14 protein-coding genes are annotated in these 19,475 nt (G+C 41.2%); 12 read left to right on the top strand and 2 right to left on the bottom strand.

The genetic code is table 11. From position 1 onward, the window contains the following. Positions 1-51 precede the first annotated feature (51 nt). Together AC58QM_RS17535 and AC58QM_RS17530 are read left to right on the top strand one after the other, a co-directional pair. Entirely contained in the window at positions 52-1,185 is a 1,134-nt protein-coding gene (locus AC58QM_RS17535; RefSeq protein ID WP_497286120.1) for a serine hydrolase domain-containing protein, read from the top strand. A 602-nt stretch (positions 1,186-1,787) separates the two neighbouring features. Next, positions 1,788-2,378 (top strand): chloramphenicol phosphotransferase CPT family protein, encoded by a 591-nt coding sequence (locus AC58QM_RS17530; RefSeq protein WP_497286118.1) that lies wholly within the window; start codon positions 1,788-1,790, stop codon positions 2,376-2,378. Between the two features lie 817 nt (positions 2,379-3,195). Here AC58QM_RS17530 and AC58QM_RS17525 read toward each other — a convergent pair. Beyond that, the gene (locus AC58QM_RS17525) at positions 3,196-4,428 is read right to left on the bottom strand and encodes a M16 family metallopeptidase (RefSeq protein ID WP_497286116.1); all 1,233 of its coding nucleotides are present in this window, start codon (positions 4,426-4,428) and stop codon (positions 3,196-3,198) included. A gap of 465 nt (positions 4,429-4,893) precedes the next feature. Between AC58QM_RS17525 and AC58QM_RS17520 the strand changes: the two genes are divergently transcribed. From AC58QM_RS17520 to AC58QM_RS17490, 7 genes are all read left to right on the top strand, one after another. After that, a complete protein-coding gene (locus AC58QM_RS17520) occupies positions 4,894-5,283 on the top strand; it encodes a barstar family protein (RefSeq protein WP_497286114.1) in 390 nt (129 codons plus the stop codon). 1,122 nt (positions 5,284-6,405) lie between these two features. Continuing rightward, complete coding sequence (locus AC58QM_RS17515; protein WP_497286112.1) at positions 6,406-11,382, top strand: Ig-like domain-containing protein; 4,977 nt, start codon at positions 6,406-6,408, stop codon at positions 11,380-11,382. Positions 11,383-11,705: 323 nt separating this feature from the next. Beyond that, complete coding sequence (locus tag AC58QM_RS17510) at positions 11,706-12,641, top strand: hypothetical protein (protein WP_497286110.1); 936 nt, start codon at positions 11,706-11,708, stop codon at positions 12,639-12,641. Positions 12,642-12,779: 138 nt separating this feature from the next. Next, positions 12,780-13,436, top strand: coding sequence for an alpha/beta hydrolase (locus tag AC58QM_RS17505; RefSeq protein WP_497286108.1), 657 nt, complete (start codon positions 12,780-12,782; stop codon positions 13,434-13,436). Between the two features lie 222 nt (positions 13,437-13,658). Then, positions 13,659-14,090, top strand: a complete 432-nt coding sequence (locus AC58QM_RS17500; RefSeq protein WP_497286106.1) for a hypothetical protein — start codon at positions 13,659-13,661, stop codon at positions 14,088-14,090. Between the two features lie 307 nt (positions 14,091-14,397). After that, on the top strand, positions 14,398-14,616 hold the full coding sequence (locus tag AC58QM_RS17495; protein WP_497286104.1) for a hypothetical protein: 219 nt from the start codon (positions 14,398-14,400) through the stop codon (positions 14,614-14,616). Between the two features lie 236 nt (positions 14,617-14,852). Then, positions 14,853-15,452 (top strand): hypothetical protein, encoded by a 600-nt coding sequence (locus AC58QM_RS17490; RefSeq protein ID WP_497286102.1) that lies wholly within the window; start codon positions 14,853-14,855, stop codon positions 15,450-15,452. Positions 15,453-15,497: 45 nt separating this feature from the next. Here AC58QM_RS17490 and pdxR read toward each other — a convergent pair whose 3' ends face one another. After that, positions 15,498-16,934 carry a MocR-like pyridoxine biosynthesis transcription factor PdxR gene (gene pdxR / locus AC58QM_RS17485; protein ID WP_497286100.1) on the bottom strand — a complete coding sequence of 479 codons (1,437 nt, stop codon included), beginning with the start codon at positions 16,932-16,934 and terminating at the stop codon, positions 15,498-15,500. A 157-nt stretch (positions 16,935-17,091) separates the two neighbouring features. On the opposite strand from pdxR, the gene AC58QM_RS17480 reads away from it, so the two are divergent. The 3 genes from AC58QM_RS17480 (at position 17,092) to AC58QM_RS17470 (ending at position 19,466) form a co-directional block, all read left to right on the top strand. Further along, positions 17,092-17,220: a hypothetical protein gene (locus tag AC58QM_RS17480; protein ID WP_497286098.1), complete on the top strand. Its 129-nt coding sequence runs from the start codon at positions 17,092-17,094 to the stop codon at positions 17,218-17,220. Beyond that, positions 17,211-17,846 (top strand): benzoate/H(+) symporter BenE family transporter, encoded by a 636-nt coding sequence (locus AC58QM_RS17475; protein WP_497286097.1) that lies wholly within the window; start codon positions 17,211-17,213, stop codon positions 17,844-17,846. Before AC58QM_RS17480 ends, AC58QM_RS17475 begins: the two co-directional genes overlap by 10 nt. Positions 17,847-18,473: 627 nt before the next feature. Continuing rightward, positions 18,474-19,466, top strand: coding sequence for an LLM class flavin-dependent oxidoreductase (locus AC58QM_RS17470; RefSeq protein ID WP_497286095.1), 993 nt, complete (start codon positions 18,474-18,476; stop codon positions 19,464-19,466). The last annotated feature ends 9 nt before the right edge of the window (positions 19,467-19,475 follow it).

Below are 19,475 nucleotides of genomic sequence, written 5' to 3'. Positions count from 1 at the left end.
AAATTTCAAATCAGAACTAATTTCCCAAATACATGAGTTGGAGGAATTATTATGTATAAATTCGTCTTTTCACTCCCGATCAAATCCCTACTTGTTTTAACAGTAGGATCAGGCATCCTGTTATCTACTGCAGGATGTACGCAAGATGCATCGTCCGTCTCCAGTCACGTTGCCACAGCTAACCTGAATGACGGATTTAAATGGCCAACAGACAAGTGGAATACATCCTCCCCTGAGAAACAGGGCTTGGATTCAAGTATTCTTGCAGCTTCAGAAAAACGAATCAATGAAAACTACCCCAATGTATACAGTTTGCTTGTTGTCCGGCACGGGTACATGGTGTACGAAAAGTACTACCAAGGCATGGATAGTAATAGTTACAATCCTGTTTATTCCGTAACCAAAAGCGTCATGTCGGCTTTGACGGGCATTGCTATTGACCAAAAGCTTCTGAAAGGTCCCGATCAAAAGCTGTCGGACTTACTGCCGCAATATTTTACCGATGGGAACGCTCCTGAAAAAGCATCCATTACTGTCAAGAATGTATTGACTTTGACTGACGGTCTCGAACCTGTTGACAGCAACTATGAAGCCTTTTTTTCCAGCAAGGATTGGATGGACTATACGATTAAGAAGCCGATGAAGGATCAACCCGGCGAGAAATTTTCCTATAATACGGGCATTCCCCAATTCTTATCAGGCGCTATTGCCAAAGCCTCCAAAATGAGCACGAAAGATTTCGCCCAAACAAATCTATTTAAGCCCATGGGGATCCTTCTTCAAAAATGGGACGCCGATGCTACCGGGGTATATGGTGGAGGAAGCGGATTGTACCTAACGCCTCACGAGATGGCAAAATTCGGTTTATTGTATTTGAAGAATGGTTCTTGGGATGGCAAGCAGATCATCCCCAAGGAATGGGTTCAGGAATCCGTGAAGCAACAAGTCATGTCTAAGGACGTTCGCGGTTACGGATATTTGTTCTGGGTGCAGACGCTTAAAAGTAAAACCACTGATAAATCCTACCCTACATTCTTTGCTTCCGGTGCGGGCGGACAGTATATCGTGATAGTCCCTGATCTGGACTTGGTAGCGGTAGTCACGGCCAACCTGCAGTCCTCTTCTTTGGATAAGAAGGATACGAAGGATTTGATCTCCGATTACATCATTGCCTCTGTCAAATAACAGGCTTTTTACGCGAAGGATGAGCGGGCAAATAATTAGTAATTAATGCAGGAAAATGACAAGTCAGGTCATTACTTCATGCAATTTGGAGGATGCCGTCGTGCGCGAAACAAATTTACGAGGAGTCAGTATTGAAAGTTGCGATATTGAAGGGTTGACGATAAACGGTGTCGATATTTCAGCATTGTTGCGGCAGCACAAGTTGGATCTGAGTTGAGCACATTGGAGTGCTCTAACGGATTATGATAGATGAATAAGATACAGCGGCAACTGACATGTTATTAGCTGCCTCTTTTTGTTGAACTAATGGGCAGTTATGCGTGGTCTCGATTTACATGACAGTAAGCAAGTAGTCACATTGGCAATTAATTATTTGTAGTATCACTATTTTAAAAAGTGTACATGCATATCGGGGAAAAGTGTATATCTATTCCATGGAAAATTGTAGATTTACTAATTAAAGTGCTATTAGTAGTATGGTGAATAGAGATTAGATTAGCTTTGCTATTGGATGAAATTAGAAGAAGAATCCATAACAAGTAAGCTCGTATGGTCGTTATCTTAAAAATATGCAATGATTATTAATTGAAGGGATGATTAATTTGAAGCAAGGGATATTAGTTTTTCTAAATGGAACTTCAAGTTCTGGAAAGACCTCCATATCGACAGAATTGATAAATCAGAAAGAGATTCCTTTTTATCATTTATCAATTGATGATTTTTTTAATAATTACAATGATTTTATTAATAATAAATTTCCAGATGAACCGCCAAGAGGAATAGATCATCAAGTTGTCTCACAAATACTTGATGATTCCATTCTCACATTGTACCTTGCGACAATTAAATTGTTATTAGAATTGGGTTTTAATGTAGTAGCAGATACTGTACTCAACAATGACAAAAGGTTTAATGCGTTTCTTGATCAATTTTTCGATCAGCCAACATTATTTATAGGAGTAATATGCTCGAAAGAAGAACTCATAAGAAGAGAGCAAGCAAGAGGAGATAGACAGATTGGACTTGCAGCTTCACAGTTTAGCAAAGTATATCGTTTTAATGAATATGACCTTGAAGTTAATACTGAAGAGTTGAATCCAATAGAGTGTGCCGAAAAGATATTAAGTTTTATTAAGTCTGATCTGGATTACTCTGCATTTAAAAAAATTAGTAAAAAAGAGATTATCAGTTAACAAACAACACAAAACAGAAATACACTTAGTTATAGGAAAATTAGGAGGACAAGTTTTATAAGTTGAAAGTGTAAATAAGGTTAAAACCCCTATAAAAGTAAGAGGTAAGGGGAATGTGTTCTATAAAATTACTTACTCTTTGAATGGTAAACAGAATATTGCTTTTTACAGAGCTATTTTGAATCTACTTGATATTCATACCCCAGCTAAACTAAGGATGTATCCAGAACAGTGGATTTTCCCTGAAAGTTGATTGGGACGTTGGCAAGTCTTCCGTGATTATTTATTGAATGACAATGAGGCATTGTTTGAATACCAAACTCTAAAAGAACTCGAACGCATCAAACCGCTAAAATTGCGTATTCCCACACAAAAACGGATTTTATTAACACGATTATGGAAAAAATAGGATTAAACTAAAGGATAACGATGAAAAATGGGAGTTGGATATAAGACATTTTTAAAATAAATATTGCTTTAAAAAATGTATAGGTATTAAGAGTTTATTTTACCGCTAGCAGGTATAGAGTGGGGTAACCATTGAACTAACGGGATAACGATAGCACAACAATAAACAGGGAGCAGCTTGATGTAGCAGCTTCCTGTTTTCGTTCAAAGAATAGTTCAAACAAAAAGGGTATTGTTAGAGGGAGTTTAATAGTTAAATGATAAAGAAGAAATGGAAATTCAATGATTCGGAGAACACGGCAGTAGTATCAATAAGAGAAGTTATATTTAATAAAAATCCAATATTAGTTGTTCAGTTGTGATTCCAAATTGAAAAACGATTAAGACGGGACCGCATTTTAACAAGGTTTTAAGAAAGTTGTTCGATGGCGCTCCATGTCTTCGGCACCACGGATGCCACATAGACGTTTCCAGCCAAGGCATATTTCTGCGCAACTTGTAGTACCTCATCTGCGGTCACCGCCTCTATTTTGGCTACGAAAGCATCAACATCAAACTCCAGTCCATACAGTGTGCTATAACTCAGAGAATCATTTTGAGTGAGCACATCATCCATACCGATTACCAGCTGTCCGGTCAAACAGGCGATGGCGCGGCGGAGCTCCGCAGCACTGACGAGACTTGTCTCCAGATCCGCCAGGTGCTTAAATAGAATTTCTCTTGCCACGTTTACGTACGTTGCCGGCAGTCCCATATATCCCAAAAGGTAGCCGCGGTCATGAAAAGACTCGTAATCCACATCGACCGCATACGCGAGTCCCTTTTCTTCACGAATCTCATCATACAAACGAGAAGACGCATTTCCATACGCTCCTAAAATCGTGGCAATAACTTCAAGCGCCGGCTCATCGCCGCTCCCGTAACCTGCTACCGGAATTGCCCATGAAATATGCGCCTGTTTGACGCTGCGTTTGACAACCGCCTCTTTTTGCTGCAGATCATATTCACGCCTCTCCTGCTCGGTACGATCCTTTGGTTGATGAACTTTTAGGCGTTCCAAGTAGGAGAGCACCGCAAATTCATCAAAATTGCCCGTCGCTACAAAGATCACAGCGCCTGTGTGATAGTGCGCATTATAAAACTGAAGGAGATGTGAGCGCTGGATCTTCCGCACGCTTTTCTTAGTACCCAGAAGCGAGCTTCGCTTCAACAGACCTTCGAGCACCTCGCCGGAAACCGAAGACGGTTGATCGGCATACATATGAATTTCTTCGATGATGACCTGCTTTTCTTTTTCGATTTCTTCTTCCGGGAGCGCCGGCTGCCAAAAAAAGTCCGATAGAAGGTCAAGCGCTTCCATGCCGTACTTGCTTTGCACCTGGATGTAGTACTTGGTTTCATCCTCCGAGGTATAGGCATTGGGAAGCGTACCGAGGTCCGCTGCGTCCTGGTTAATCTTTTTTGCCGTTTTCGTGGCGCTGCCTTTAAAGAGCATATGTTCGAGAAAATGAGCAGTCCCGGCAGGGACGCTTACTTCCATGTTACATCCTGCTTTAATCGCGTAGGCAAAGACCGCACTGCGCGAAGACGAATCTGGCTTCAGCACGACTTGTAAATGATTTTTTAATGTCATGATCTCCATGCGCAGATCCCCCTTTACTTTTGCATTATGAATTTTCCGGAGGTAACCTTCGTATCTGGCTTCCGTGCTAATTTATATCTATATTACACTATTTTGATTCATACTTGTAGGAGGGTTGGTATCTTCGAGTCGAATAAGGAACTACTCGAAATATTAGAGTCTGTATTAATAAAATATACCTTGAAACAGGACAATTAATTGAGGATATTACTAAGTGTTATAAAGGAAGGATTCATGAATTCCAAACTGATTATGAGCGTTTTTGGGTTATTTAAAGATATGATGAAGTTATCAGGAGAGTGCTTGTCCGTTATAGGGCATTTGTAAATGATGTATTCGAACAATCAACGGATTGCTTTATTATCCTTAAGGATACGAGAACTCCATGGAAACAAGCTGCAGCGCAGCCTATTAAGCTAAAGGGCAGGATTGTTTAAATATGAATAAGGAATAGGAGCATTTCGAATGAGTAAGACATTCATTATAGATGGAAATCAGATTTCCAACTTTGAAGACTTTTGTAAAGAGTCTTCCAAAAATGTATTATCAGGGAATCATAAATGGAATGGAAATTTAGATGCCTTTAACGACATTTTAAAAGGGGGATTCGGTGATATAGAGGACGATGAAACTTTCTCAATCCTTTTGAAGAATTTCAGTAAATTAAAGGAAAGTTTAGGGTACTCGGAGACAGTAAAGCTGCTTGAAGAGCGATTACTAAGATGCCATCCTTCAAATGCTCCCCTCGTTGCGGAAGAACTGCGACAAGCCAAGAGTGGCGTAGGACCTACTATATTTGACTGGCTGCAGGAAATTATTTCAGACCACCAGCATATCACCATTATCTTTGACTAAAGGGTAGATTTCTTCAACAGGTGGGCAGTAGAACGTAGTAGTTGCTCGTTAAACAATTCCCATAATAAGCCAATATATAACCCTAAATATGTCAATATTGTATATCGACTACAAAATATATTGATTTATAATTACAAGCATACTCCTCATTAAAAGGGAAGTAGCTACTATAATGAAGGTATTAATCATTGATGATGAACAACACTCTCGTGATGCAATTATGCTGTTAGTTAATTGGAGTTCCTATGGAATCAAGGAAATTTCGGACTGCAAGCTTTCCTAATGAAGGAAGGAGGTGTAAAGGTGCCTGAAAAAGAAACTGGTCGGCAAAAAAAAGGTTGGTTTTGGGCGTTAAAAGTGTTTTTGATAGAATCTCGGTTGAAGTAACTTAAGAATTTAACGTATTTTGTACAACAATGATTTTCAGTAGAGTTATTAAAACATATGAGCAGACCTAGGGTAACAATGCAGTATTTTACTACATTTAAAGGAACAAGTTGGGAACTTCAAGTTCAATAATGTAAGTTGGATGAACATAATACACTTATCACAAAAGCCGTCGCAACATTGTGCGACGGCTTTTGGTAATGTATCTTTCCATAAGGATCGGAAAAAGCACTGCAATTTGGGCAATGTGACCAGCATGTTATCTATAATAGAAGGTTCAAATAAAAACTTCGAGCGTTCGTAGGATTTGTAGGTATCCGTACTCAGATCTATTTTGACCCTATGCAGTTGTCAGTAGAATGACTTCCTTTTCACGCATCGCAATACAGCAACATTTTAACACAATGCAGGGCAAAGACATTACAAAAGTATGAGGCTACAATGGAATCATAATTACGATTTCAAAAAGGAGCAGACTCAAATGATGACAACAAGGCAATGTATACTCAAAGAGAATTTGTAAACGTTTCCACTTCTGGTTCCGCATTCAAGTGCATTGGAGGAGGTATATAGTGCTCCCATGTAACGGGGGGATGAAAAAAATTGCAATTTCAATAAATAAAGGTGGATTCTTTAATAATTTTAATTAAAGCAGGTTGGAGACCACAAAATGGAACGGCGAACCCAGCGTAATCCCCGAAAATAACAAAAAACTAAGAAAATGAGGGAGTAGGAATGACAAACAGATTTTTTCTAAAAATGAAGTTCTTGGTGGTAGCACTTATCGTGTCGCTGCTGGCCTCGTTCATATCACCTGTTGGCAGCCTAATGGCGCATACAGCGTTCGCGAGTACCATTAGCAACGAAAAGGTTGAGGTGTATGTAAACGGCCTGTTCGTGCGCGTACTTGACAGTAATAAGTACGATGAAAATGGAATCCTTTGGGTAGCGTCGGAGGCAACGGCAAACGACTTTCGCGCGGTATCCTACAATTTGCTTGACGGCAGCGGCTTTGCTATGAAAAATGACTACTATGAAATGATAGCCAAGCATGGCGACAGCTTTGTTACCGTTAATAACGCTAATAGTGGTGTCGGAAGCAATGGGACTAGAATTAATCTACCAACAGGTACGCAGATTTACAGGGAAGGCGATTTAAACTATATACCGCTTGAAACCCTAGTAAAGGTGTATAAAGAGGTATTTGGCGAGGACGCTATAAGCCTGAATATAGAAGCGACTTCCTCGGCGGTAAAAGCTTTTGTTACGCTTGACGTTAATTTGTACGATGTGAATAATATCCCGCAAGCCACAACAAATCAAATAAAAACCGACGGCTTATCCAGAGACGGGAGGTATGAAATCCCGCTTGACGACCCGGACGCTAAAGTAACGGTTTGGCGCCGGTCAAATAATCCTGAGCAGTTATTCAGCCCACAGATGGATACTGTAAACACAGGATTTGCTTGGGTAATCGTGCCCGAACCGCAATTTGTTAATGAGTTGTCAATATTCTTCCCCGGACAGGCGGGTTTTGTAGGTAGCGTGGGGCATCTTAACGAGAATGAAACTCAGCTACTTAGGGTACGGATTGAGCCTAGCGATAGCAGGCCCCCGTATGAATTCCAAACTACCGTTACAACGAAGGCGGGGCGGTTTGGGATCGGTTCAGACGTATATAACGAAAATTTCTTTAGAAAATTTGTTCCTTATACCAATAATGAACTGATGTTGAGAGCCACATTTGAAAATATCAGCGTGTACTTTGACTATAATTATCCGGCCAACGAACGGTTTGATTGGAAACCCACCGCGAGTTGGGTACCATCGGTAACGGCTTCAATCCCCTTTAACACAGATCATACCCTAGAGTACAGAAAACAGGGCGAAAATAATTGGGAAAAAGCTATGAACATGATGTATGACGACCGTTACAATAACTTCAGAGGTTCTATCGTGGGGCTTGAACCGGGCACTACATATGAAGTAAGGCTAACGATTGAAAGTAAAAATATTGTCAAAGAAGCTTCAATCACAACTTTGAGTGAAGAAATCACTTATTCTTCTACTGAATATGACATAAGCGATTTCTACACTCCCGAGATGGCGGAAGCAGGCAAACCTTTATCGCTTCAGGGCTTGAAAGGTACCGCCGACGCATGGATTAAAATAACGAACAAAAACGGAATCGTGATTAACGCCACCGACGAGTTCTTGGATGCGGTCGTCCTGGGCAACTCTGAGTATGTTGAACTTAACGGCTTGATTGTAAGAGGCGGCTTGCGTAACGGTATAACCGTTCACAGCTCGGCAAAACATATTCGCATTGTGAATTGCGATGTCTCTGGCTTCGGCAGGTACGGCACGCATTATCTGGGCAATAATCTTCCTGGTGCGGACGCCGGCGGAAGGACTATAGTGGACAGGCGCACGGGGTGGTTCTATGATGCTAACGTACGGCCTATCAACACCGATGCCGGTATCCGCATCAGCGATGTAGATTATATCCTTGTTGAGAAAAACTATATTCATGACCCGAAAGGCTCAGCCACAGGCTGGGGCAGCAACTCCGGTGTAAATGGATGGAGCGAGCGGCATCCGCTTGGCGTGGACGGTTTCTATTTAAGGGGCGGCGAAGGCGTTGTTATTCGCTATAATGACATTGTAGCGGGCAACGACAAATACTGGAGCTATGGCCTTTCAACCTATAACAACTCCGCTTATGACGGTGGGATAGGCTGGGACTCCGATCTTTACGGGAACTATGTTTTAGGCGCGAACGCCGATGGGCTTGAGGTTGACGGCGGCTCTATGAACGTTAGGGTTTACGGCAATAAAATAGAAGCCGCAAGCCAGCCGATAAGCCTTGACAGCAGTGCGCTAGGCCCTATATACGTGTTCAGAAACCTTATTACCAATCAGGGGGATCAGCTTGAATATACCGTTGGCGGTTTAAAGCATGGCACAGCCGATGCAAGCCCCTCGAAACCTGCGCACTGGTATCACTATCGCGGCCTGGATCATGTATTCAACAATACAATCATACTCCCCGAAGGCGCTGTTGGCGCGCGCGGTGGTATAGCGAATACTAGCGGGCTATTCAACAGGTCATTTTATAGAAATAACATAATTGAACTAGTCAGCCCTCAACTGGTGGGCATGGCCCATGTGTACGCTGTACCCGGCTCCAGCTTCGACTATGATATTTCTAATGGAGCGATACAGCTTAACACATATGTCGGCGAGCCTAAAGAAGAACACGGCTTTACAGCACTTACGGGTTATGACGGCGAAACAGCCAAGGCTGCGTTTGTAAACCCGGAGAGAGGCGACTACCGCCTTATGGCCGATAGCATTGGTGTAGACGACGGTTGGGTGATTCCCAACTTCAGCAAAGGCTATAAAGGCGGGGCCCCCGACATAGGTGCTTTAGAGTATGACGTAAACGGCCATATGGATCTAATGCCATACAGGCCTATCGATTACTTGAACGCAGATGGTTATGAGCTTAAGCTTGATGGTAACCAGACGAAAACCATTGAGATTTTCGTAGGCGACTCAGTGCCCAGTGGTATGGGTTATACCCTGCTCAAGAACAATGAAGCTGAGTTCTTCACCGTTAAAAACGCGTCTGGCCATACATCCGGCACTCTAACGGCCGGTGTGCTTACCCTTACAATAACCAGCGACATGACCAAGATCAAAGAAGATTTTAGGGGCTGGCAATATCCCATTGGTAAAGGAGCTTTCATCATTAAGCTTGACGATGGCAACTCTGTCCCGGTATTGGTTTATGTGAAAAACACCACGGAAGTGGCCGTAAAACAAATCGTGTTGAATCTTGACACTACTACAATTTACGCTGGAGACAAAAGGCAGCTTATCGCCAATGTATTACCCGGCAATGCCACTAATAAGAACGTTGTTTGGACATCGAGCGACTCGGATATAGCTTCAGTAGACCAAAACGGGCTTGTAACCGCATATTTAGAGGGGAAGGCGACCATTACAGCGACGATTGGCAGCATCAGTGCCACTTGTGAGGTTACTGTAAATGCTAAAAAGGGCGAATTGATTGAAATCCGCCAAGCGGATCCGATACCTGGAACAGGTGCGGCCAGTGCTGTTTGGATATCTTGGTTTGTTCTCGGGGATCGCGCTACTCTCTCTTCCGCTAAAGTTTATGATTCCAACGGCAATCTGGTTGTGCCCACTCTAGAAGATTTCAGGGCTCCAGATGCCAACAACCCAAGGGGCTTCTACCGCTGGCAATCGAAGGGCAAAATAAACGATGGGGTATATACAGTTGTAATCACAGCGAAATACGGCAGCAAGTTTGAAACCTATACCGCTACACTCACTGTGAAGAAGGAAGGAAACTCTTATATAAGTTCTGTTCTCTCCAATGAACAGTGGGTAGGTCCGCTTGTCCTTACATTGGATCAACAAAGCAGCTCCATAACTCAAGCGAATTATTCAATTACGGGCACCTTGAATAGGGCGGCGACGGTAAAAGTAAACGGAACTTCTGTTTCAGTTGGTTCAGATTTGAGATTTACCGCTCCCCTGCAGCTTGCGCAAGGCAATAATAAGATTACCGTTGAAGCAATTGATTCGGCGGGAATTTCAGCGGAGCCGGCCTCCATCGAGCTGTTCGTCGATTCCATTGCACCGATCGAAGCCGTGTTGTCAGCTGACGTTACAGTACCAACCAATAAGGACGTTACCGTTACGATCAGTTATCCATCCGATGCGATAGTGAAGGAATTCAAAGTAGGAGATAAGGACGCTTGGAAGGCATATGATTCACCTGTAGTTATCTCCGAGAACAGTACAGTGTACGCAAGAGGAATGGATGCAGTCGGTAATATATCGAATGTTACCAATTATCTCGTAAGCAATATTGATAAATCTTCTCTGACTGCAATGGTAACATACAGCCAAATTACTTCTACATCAGACAAAGTGGTTGCAACCATTACACCGAATAGACCAGTAACCATCACGAATAATGGTGGTGCAAACAGCTATTCCTTCTACTTCAATGGGAGCTTTACTTTCGAGTTTGTCGATATTTACGGGACAAAGGGTACAGCTACGGCGACTGTGAACAATATTGTATCCAAAAGTAAAGCTAAGCCGGGCACAGCTGTCCTTTCCGATGACAATGGGGTTGATACTGGCCTTAAGGATGGTTATTTTAATATTCTGATGAATATGTGGTACGGAGAAAACGGCAAGATTTATAAGCTTTATGAAAATGATGTATTAATCGAAACCAAGATTCTTGCAGAGAACACGCCAAATGCCCAATCAACCGTTACTTCAATTACTTATAAGCCGAATGGCATTTATCGTTACTACGCTGAGCTTACCAATGCGTATGGGACAACGAAGAGCAGTGTGTACACTGTAAACGTAACGCAAGCAGCGCCAGCCAAACCGGTTTTATCCAACGATAACTGGGATGGTAACGGAAGTTTCAATATCAACATGAACATGTGGTGGGGTATGAATGGGACGACGTATAATTTATATGAGAATGGGATTCTCATCTATACACAAGCATTGACGAATAACACTCCGAATGCCCAATCGGCTGTGATGGTTGCAGCCAATAAGGCAAAAGGCACCTTTGTGTATCGCGCTGAGCTTGTCAACTACGCGGGTGCCACATCTAGTGATACGATGATTGTCAATGTAACCAAGTAAGTATTTGCACTATGTTGAGGTAGAGGCATATGTATTAGAAAGCGTATCTTCATTTGATACTGATAAAAAGATCTATCGAACAATCTGGCACCTATAAAGGTGTCAGATTGTTTCTTTTTCAATAGAAAGAGTGGTATTTGCGAAAAACCATGATAACTAGAAAAATGGCATCTGCTCCTTTGGTTTCTATGTTAAAGGGCAGGATAGCGTGACAAGCATAGTAATATGGTAATTCGTGTTGACCATAGCCTATTCTCCTAATATAATATTCTACAAATTTCTAATTCATTGGGTGTCTCCAGACGAGAGAAGGAGTGAGTTATTTGAAACCTACACTTTCAGCAGATCTTGAAAGAATACTGAAAAGACTTGAGAAATCTGATTTGATAACTCTTCTTACAGAACAGATTTCGGGAAGCGATCTGAATACACTTTTTTTGAAGGTATTTAATGAGAAGGTAAAAAAGTCTTCTCCAAATGACCTACTTAAGAGATACATAGAAAATCGGTTTGTCCATCCAGCAAAGCTAGAACCGCTACAGCTAAAACAATTGGAGATGGATATTCTGAAAGTAGCTGTTAGTCAGGGAGTAACCCCACTACAGTTGTCACCTGTTGCCCCATTGGGCTGTACCTCTGTAGTGGGTACAGTCGATCAAAATAAGGTTATTTCCGCACTTCGGGGGACGGAAGTTGTTTCAGATGCGACGAATCTTATCGCGTTACATATCGCTGATCTGATTAAATACCATAAATCCTCTAGAGAGGATTATATGCGATTTTGTACTACTCATAGACATGTAAGAGCACAGTATTTTGGTGATACTCCAGGAATGCTCGCTCATTTTCACTTATTCGGTATGGTGACCTCTGGAGTTGACCAGGGATCATACGATTTTGAGAAAAAGGCATTGTGGGAACATATAGAAGTTTACCGAACTATTTTCAAATCACTCTTCAACTCTAAGATCGAGGTTATTTTTAGTGAGCGAGGTGGATATACAGACAGCTCAGGTTTAATAACAAAAATTATTGAATACGGAGATAATTTTGAATTAAATGATGTGGCCGTTAGTGAAGGTTCTCAAAAAGAAAATCAGTACTATAAAGGTCTGCAATTCACTATAAAGACAGTAATCGGGGATAAGGAGTATTACATTGGTGATGGAGGGTTTGTAGACTGGACACAAAAAATGCTCGGAACTAAGAAGGAGCGATTATTAATCAGTGCAATTGGATTGGATCGATTGTTAGTTTGAGATTCAACGAACTGAAAACTATAGTTGAACGCATTTTAGAGCGGTTTATTAAAACACTGAGTTATAATAAATTGGAACATACAGTCCCTCATGCGTTACACGAGATAAGTTTAATTATGAATACAGGAGATGCGAGATATGAAGATCGCAGGAGAGCTCGTCACAGAGACGCTCGAGTATGATGGTGGTCGTCAGGTTACGGTATACGTCCCTCCGGATCCACCCCAGGCAATCGTGTTCGCCGGTGACGGTCAGCTTATCTCACAGTGGGGTGAGTACCTCGAGGCAGCTGACGTACCGCCCACGATGATCGTCGGTGCCTACCGAGCGTCTGATGAAAATGAGATGGTGCGCATCCATGAGTACTCACCGCTGTTCGACCAGGAACGGTTCGCGGCACATGAGAGGTTCTTCGTAGAAGACGTCCGCCGATGGGTGCGATCGCGCTTCAACGTCGCGCTGCCAGCCAAACGCACCGCGGTGTGCGGCGTGTCTGCGAGTGGAGAGCTGTCACTCGCCATAGGGCTTAGGCATCCGGACATTTACGGTACTGTCTTCTCCGCATCGCCAGGCGGCGGCTACCGACCGCCTGCCGTGATGCCAAGCCCGCTACCGCGCACATATCTCGTAGCTGGCACACTGGAGCCGTTCTTCCTCAAGAACGCGACCCGGTGGGCGGCTGCACTGCGCGATGCAGGTGCGGACATTGAAATGAGAGAGCGGATCGCGTCGCACGACGATGTGATGTGGAGAGAAGAGTTCCCGCTGATGGTGGCATGGGCGTTTGGACGATAAACATCCGCCGAGACCGGGTCAAGTAGTCAACATTCCACTAACGGCGAACGTTTGTTCAATACACAGCAATGGGAGGCAGCCGGCACTATAGGCAGCCTTTTTTTTCACCTAACCGGCAGCATAGTTCAACAACCCGAGGTCTTGGTAAAAAGGGTAATATGGGTAAATAGAAGAGGGTTGTAATAAGACAAATATTCTATTAGCTAAGGGGTAAAATGTTAAATGAACAGAGGCAAATTACAAAGCAAGTTTTTAAACGGGGAGATAAATGAAGTAGAATTAAATAAGATTGAAAACGAGTTTGTTTCGGCGATTAAAGAAATTGGATTTGAATTTCATCAGGACATTGTACTTTATGAAGAACATGAAAGTGTATTTAGATATATTAAAGATGGGAGTTTTTATCTACGACTACAGACGTCCGATTCCATTTATGAAGATGAAGATACTCCACCTTTAACTAGCTGGGGTGAATGGCAAATAATTGACGATATTTCTAATTTGCCGATATCGTCTATTGCTTATTATATTTCTCCAACCGAAAAGTCGAATGTCACATCGCCTGAAGGTGAAGCAACAGCTTGTTATGGTTTTTGGATGGAGGGTGTAGACCAAATACCTGAATTCATTAATAAATATAAGCAATTTAAATAAGGAAAAATACAGATTTCGGAGTTACAAGGGATTCAACTTTACCCAGAAATTAACCAAGACATTGTTGATTATTATTGCTATTGTAATTGTCTCAATGATGTTGAAGAACAAGAGATACAGTCTGATGGTCGGCTTGTTTGTATCTAAATATTTAAATGGTTTCGATTCTTTACGGGACCTTTCATCAAAATGATTCGAAATTGGATGGTATAAAATGAACCAAAGTGGTTGATGAGTTGAAGAAGTATTTCATTTATAATTCGATTGAGATTGGAATTTGCAATAAGAAAAAGAAAGGTGGTTGCTTATGAGTTCATCATTGTATTATATAATATTTTCAATTATTTTATTATTTGGTTTAGTTACTACTTTCATTGTCGGTTTTTCTCGTAAAAACCGTGAAGGGGATCAAACATACTTTCAAAAAACTGGTGTGAAATGGGTCAGACTTACTGCTTTTTATGTGATTGCAATTGCTGCTGGATTACTAGCCCTAATCGCATTTATTTGGTACACGGTTGATTAATAAAAAGACAATGTCTTCGCAAAAGTCGAAGTCGTTGTCTTTTTTATTTGTTTTAAATGAATCGCGGATTAGCAAAACTTAAGCAAATACAGCTCATTACTTTAATAATGAACTTGGATGGGGATATTCCAACTTAATTGGATGGTCACATACCAGTCATACAACAGTATGATGAGTACAATTAGTAATGCTAGTTGATCAAGTAAAGAAATTAAGAGTAGGGGTTACGAGTCACGATGAAGCAAAAAAATATGACAATTTGGTTTTGGGCGCGAATATTACTTGCCATCGCTCTTATGATAGCCTTTTTTTCAAGACATCAAGAGCCAAAAGTAGATAATAAATTTGAACGGTTACAATGGGTGGGAGGAGCAGAGTATTGGTTGAACACGCAAGTAGGTACAAGTTCTAATCAACTGGAGGGAGTAATTCCAGCGCTTATTATAAATCATCTAAACCCAAGTGCTAGATTACAATTAAGTCTACGATTAAAGCCTGTCCTAAACAAGGATAGCCCTGAAGTATATCCTGTTGGAAGTGGTGTATTGATGAATGGGAATGAGAAAATATCTATTTTAGTTAATTCTACCTCTATATTAACTAAAACCAAATTACAAGATGGGTCCATATATTTGTATGGATCAATGAATGCAATATTAAATTCAAAATCCAAACAAACAAATGTATCTCTTCAGATCGCTGGACTCATGGGTTCGGATGAATTTGAAGTTAGGTATCCTTACGCAGACAAAGAAGGATACATTGTGTTTGGCAAAGGAATTCATACTCATCTTAATGAGATTTCTATGATAAACAAAATACTAGGGGATAATTAAATAAAACACCTATGTTAAAAGTATGGCTTCCATCTAAAAAAGTTTTCATTCAATCAACTGACGTAATACAAGAGCAAATTTTGATATCCCAAGTGCAATCTCTTCCGGCTTCGTTCTGGCGAATGTAAACCGCACATAACCCAAATCGGAACCATAAACACTTCCGGGTACAAAGACAATCCCTTTCTTAATGGACTCTTCTAACAATTTACTGTCTGAAACATTCGGTATCAATTTGCACCACAGATGCAATCCTCCTTTTGGAATCACGTATTCTATTAGACCTGAAAGCTCTTTCTCTATGGACTGAATGAGTAAATCCCGTTTAAATTGAAGCCCTATACGTAATCGCTCCAAATGTGGACCTAAATATGATGACTGTAAAAATTGTCCGACTACCTGCTGTGGAATAATGCTCAATCCAAAATCCATCTGTTGTCTAGCATCGGCTAGCCGTTCCACAATGGCGTGAGGTGCTACCATCCATCCTATTCGTAAGCCAGAAGCTGCAATCTTGGAGAAGGAGCCAATATATAGCACCGAACCCGTAGAATCCATTGATTTGAGAGGCAGAGGAGGGACGCCTTCATACGAAGTTAAGCTAAATGGATCATCTTCTACAACGGGGATTCCTAATTCAGAAACTATATCAAGAAGTTGTTTGCGCCTTTCATTACTTAGTAATGTTCCAGTTGGATTCTGGTAATTCGGATTCAAGAACACCATCTTTATACGGTGTTTTTTATATAAAGCGCGAATATCTTCTGGCTGTGCGCCATGATTGTCGACCGGTAAGCGGAACAAACGCAGCCCAGCGGATTGAAACATAGGAAGCGAATAGCAATAGGATGGATCTTCAATTGCAACTGCATCACCTGGAGACAGAATACATTGTGCGATTAAAAATAACGATTGCTGAGATCCCGAAGTGATGAGAATTGAGGATGCCGTTGTTCGAATACCTCTATATTTGTTCAGATATTCTACTAAAGCCTCTCTTAATGGCAACGAACCTTGGGGGTTATCGTAACCCAAATAAGATGTATAGGCATTTTCACCCATTAATGCAGTGATTTCATCTGTTGGAGCTAAGTCAGCCGATAGTTCACCACTTGCAAAATCGATCAGTAATGGATTTTGAGCTAGTGCTTCACGGATCCTTCGTAAAAAAGCTGGGTTAGGAAGAAAGTTGCTTCCTTCGGCAAACCGACTCCAGTTTGGAGTATTCTTCGGAGTGGTTCCCCATTTGGATGTACTTACTCGAGTCCCGCTACCTGTGCGGCTTTCGATAATACCCATGGATCGTAGTTCCGCGAATGCCGAAATGACGGTGCTACGATTCACATCAAATTGTTCAGCAAGTTTCCGTTCGGATGGTAGCAAACTGCCCGGAGGAAACTCTCCATATGAGATTCTTTGCTCGAGATGGTCGGCAATTTGCTCGTAAATAGCTATATTACTTTTTCGATCAGGTTTCCACATCTTCTTTTCCCCTTGAATATTCTATCAAACCAGTCAAATTTTATTTTTATAATACCACTTATCTATGAAAAATAACCGATATTTCGACTTTATCATTTAACATTCAGTGACTTTGAATGGTTTTTCTTCTATTAATGGTAAGCGGGAGGATATTATTATGGGTTCAAAAACAATAATGACTGGTGTTATGTCTGCATTTCTAGCTTGTACCAGTGGAGCAATCATGGTCATTCAAGCAGCGGATTCTGCCGGCTTAACACATGCCGAACTGGTCTCATGGTTCTAATCGGCCTTAGTTTCGAATACCAGTATACTGACTTACCGCAGTCCGTGTTTATTCCTCCGTTACTAGTGGTTCCTCAGTTCACATTTGAAGGTTTATTAACAATTGCAGTTCCGATGTCTTTGTTAATTTTGAGTAACGATCTTGCAGTAGCGATTGCATCGTTGAGAGCTAATCAATTTCGTCCTCCTGTGAATAAAGTTCTTACGGCATCCGGATTTTCAAGTGTAGCCGCGGGTCTATTTGGTGGGAGCGCAGCGAATGTCGGAGGATTGATGAGCGCTCTCTGCAGTAGTGAGGATGCGGGACCCAAGGGGAAAAGATATGTGGCAGCAATCATTTCAAGCTTGATTGTCATAGGTTTTGGTGCCTTGTCATGGCGTGTGATTAATCAGATACATGCTTTGCCATCATCATTTGTAACTATGATGACAGGATTCTCTTTATTGGGGTTGTTTTTTAAAGGACTGAAGAGCTCATTTGCCAATAAGGTCCTGATTCTACCTGTTCTCATCACCTTTATTATAGCTGCGCTTCATGTGAATATATTAGGGGTATCTACACCAGTCTGGGCGTTGTTAGCTGGTATGGCAATAATGAAGTTACGGAGGAGGAGTATAACACCGTAATTTGTGTAAACCAAAAACAACCTCAGACCGGTATTATCAGATTAAGTAGTGGATGGCAGTAATAACTGATTAATTGGTTGGTTACTTACGTACTCATTACTATTATGATATTTATGAGTACTAGGTTAATGTCATTAACTATAGAGAGGTGATGGACGAATGGCAGCATTGATTTCTTTTATTATGCTTTGTATTGCACTTGTATCAAGTCCTTTGCTTATCGCTATTGGAGGGGCTATTCTAATCCGAGAAGATGAACTAAATACACCCTAATTTTCAGGGGTCTTTTATTTTGTGAAAAAATCCGTTCAACTAACAGCGGACTATAGCAATTACCAAACCTCAGGCTGCCGCGAGAATGAACGGCAGCCTTGCTTCTATGAATAAACGACAATTTAATTTGTTTGTTGTTTAGGCGATAAAATAGCAATACTGATGATTGAGCATAAATGAAATTTACTTTAGAATCAATCGAGTAAGCAACATTCATTGTTTAAACAAAAGAGTTTGGATTGATCCAAAATGATGACTTTTGGAGAGTTGCTAGTAATTGATTCTTGTTCAATAGAAGGATGCACAATTATAGATATTAAGAATCTATATTAACTATGAAAGAAGGGCTTGTTTATGAAATTAAGCGTTTTGGATCAAACTCCAGTTTCAAATGGACAGGCTCCTCATGAAACTATACAAAATACGATTGAATTAGCTCAACTAGTAGATGATTTAGGATATCAAAGAATATGGTATTCCGAACATCATGGATCAGCAAACTTCGCAAGTGCTTCACCTGAAATATTGATTGCCCATATAGCATCAGTGACCAACCAAATTCGTGTTGGTTCAGGTGGAGTCATGATGATGCATTACTCACCATTAAAAATGGCAGAAATATTTAAAACATTAACGACATTATACCCGAGTAGAATTGATTTCGGTGTAGGCCGTGCACCCGGTGGTGACCAATTTTCTACTCTTGCATTACATGAAGGAAAACAACCGAACCTGTTCAACCAATACGATAAATTAGCAGAAACGATGATGTTTATGTCAGAAACGATGCCTGATGACCATCTATATAATCGTACAGTAGCAGCTCCATTGGGTGCTCCATTACCTGAAGTCTGGCTACTAGGATCTAGTGGCAGCAGCGCTGCACAAGCAGGTCGATTCGGTATTGGTTATTCATTTGCTCAATTCATTAGTGGACAATTATCTGCCGAAATGTTGGAGTCCTATCGTACAAATTTCATTCCTTCGGAGTTTTTACAAAACCCTCAAATTAATGTTGGTTATTTCGTAATGGTAGCAGAAACAGATGAAGAAGCTGAATATCATGCAGCTAGTTTAGATTTAAACTTATTATTTTTAGATAAAGGGATGCCTTTTCAAGTATTATCTCCTGAGGAAGCATTGAATTATTCTTATAGCGAAATGGATAAGATGCATATACAGAATAACCGTAAACGACTCCTGGTAGGGAGTGCAAAAAATGTTGCAAATACCTTGCGTGCACATGAAGAAACCTTTGGCATTAATGAAGCTGTGATTGGGACGATAAGTCATAGTCATGAGGCAAGACTAAAGTCTTATAGATTACTTGCACAAGAACTTTTATAAAAAGAAAGG

It is taken from the genome of Paenibacillus sp. J22P165 (assembly GCF_059692015.1).
The sequence above is the reverse complement of the archived record's forward strand: the minus strand, read 5'-3'. Positions and strand labels throughout refer to the sequence as shown.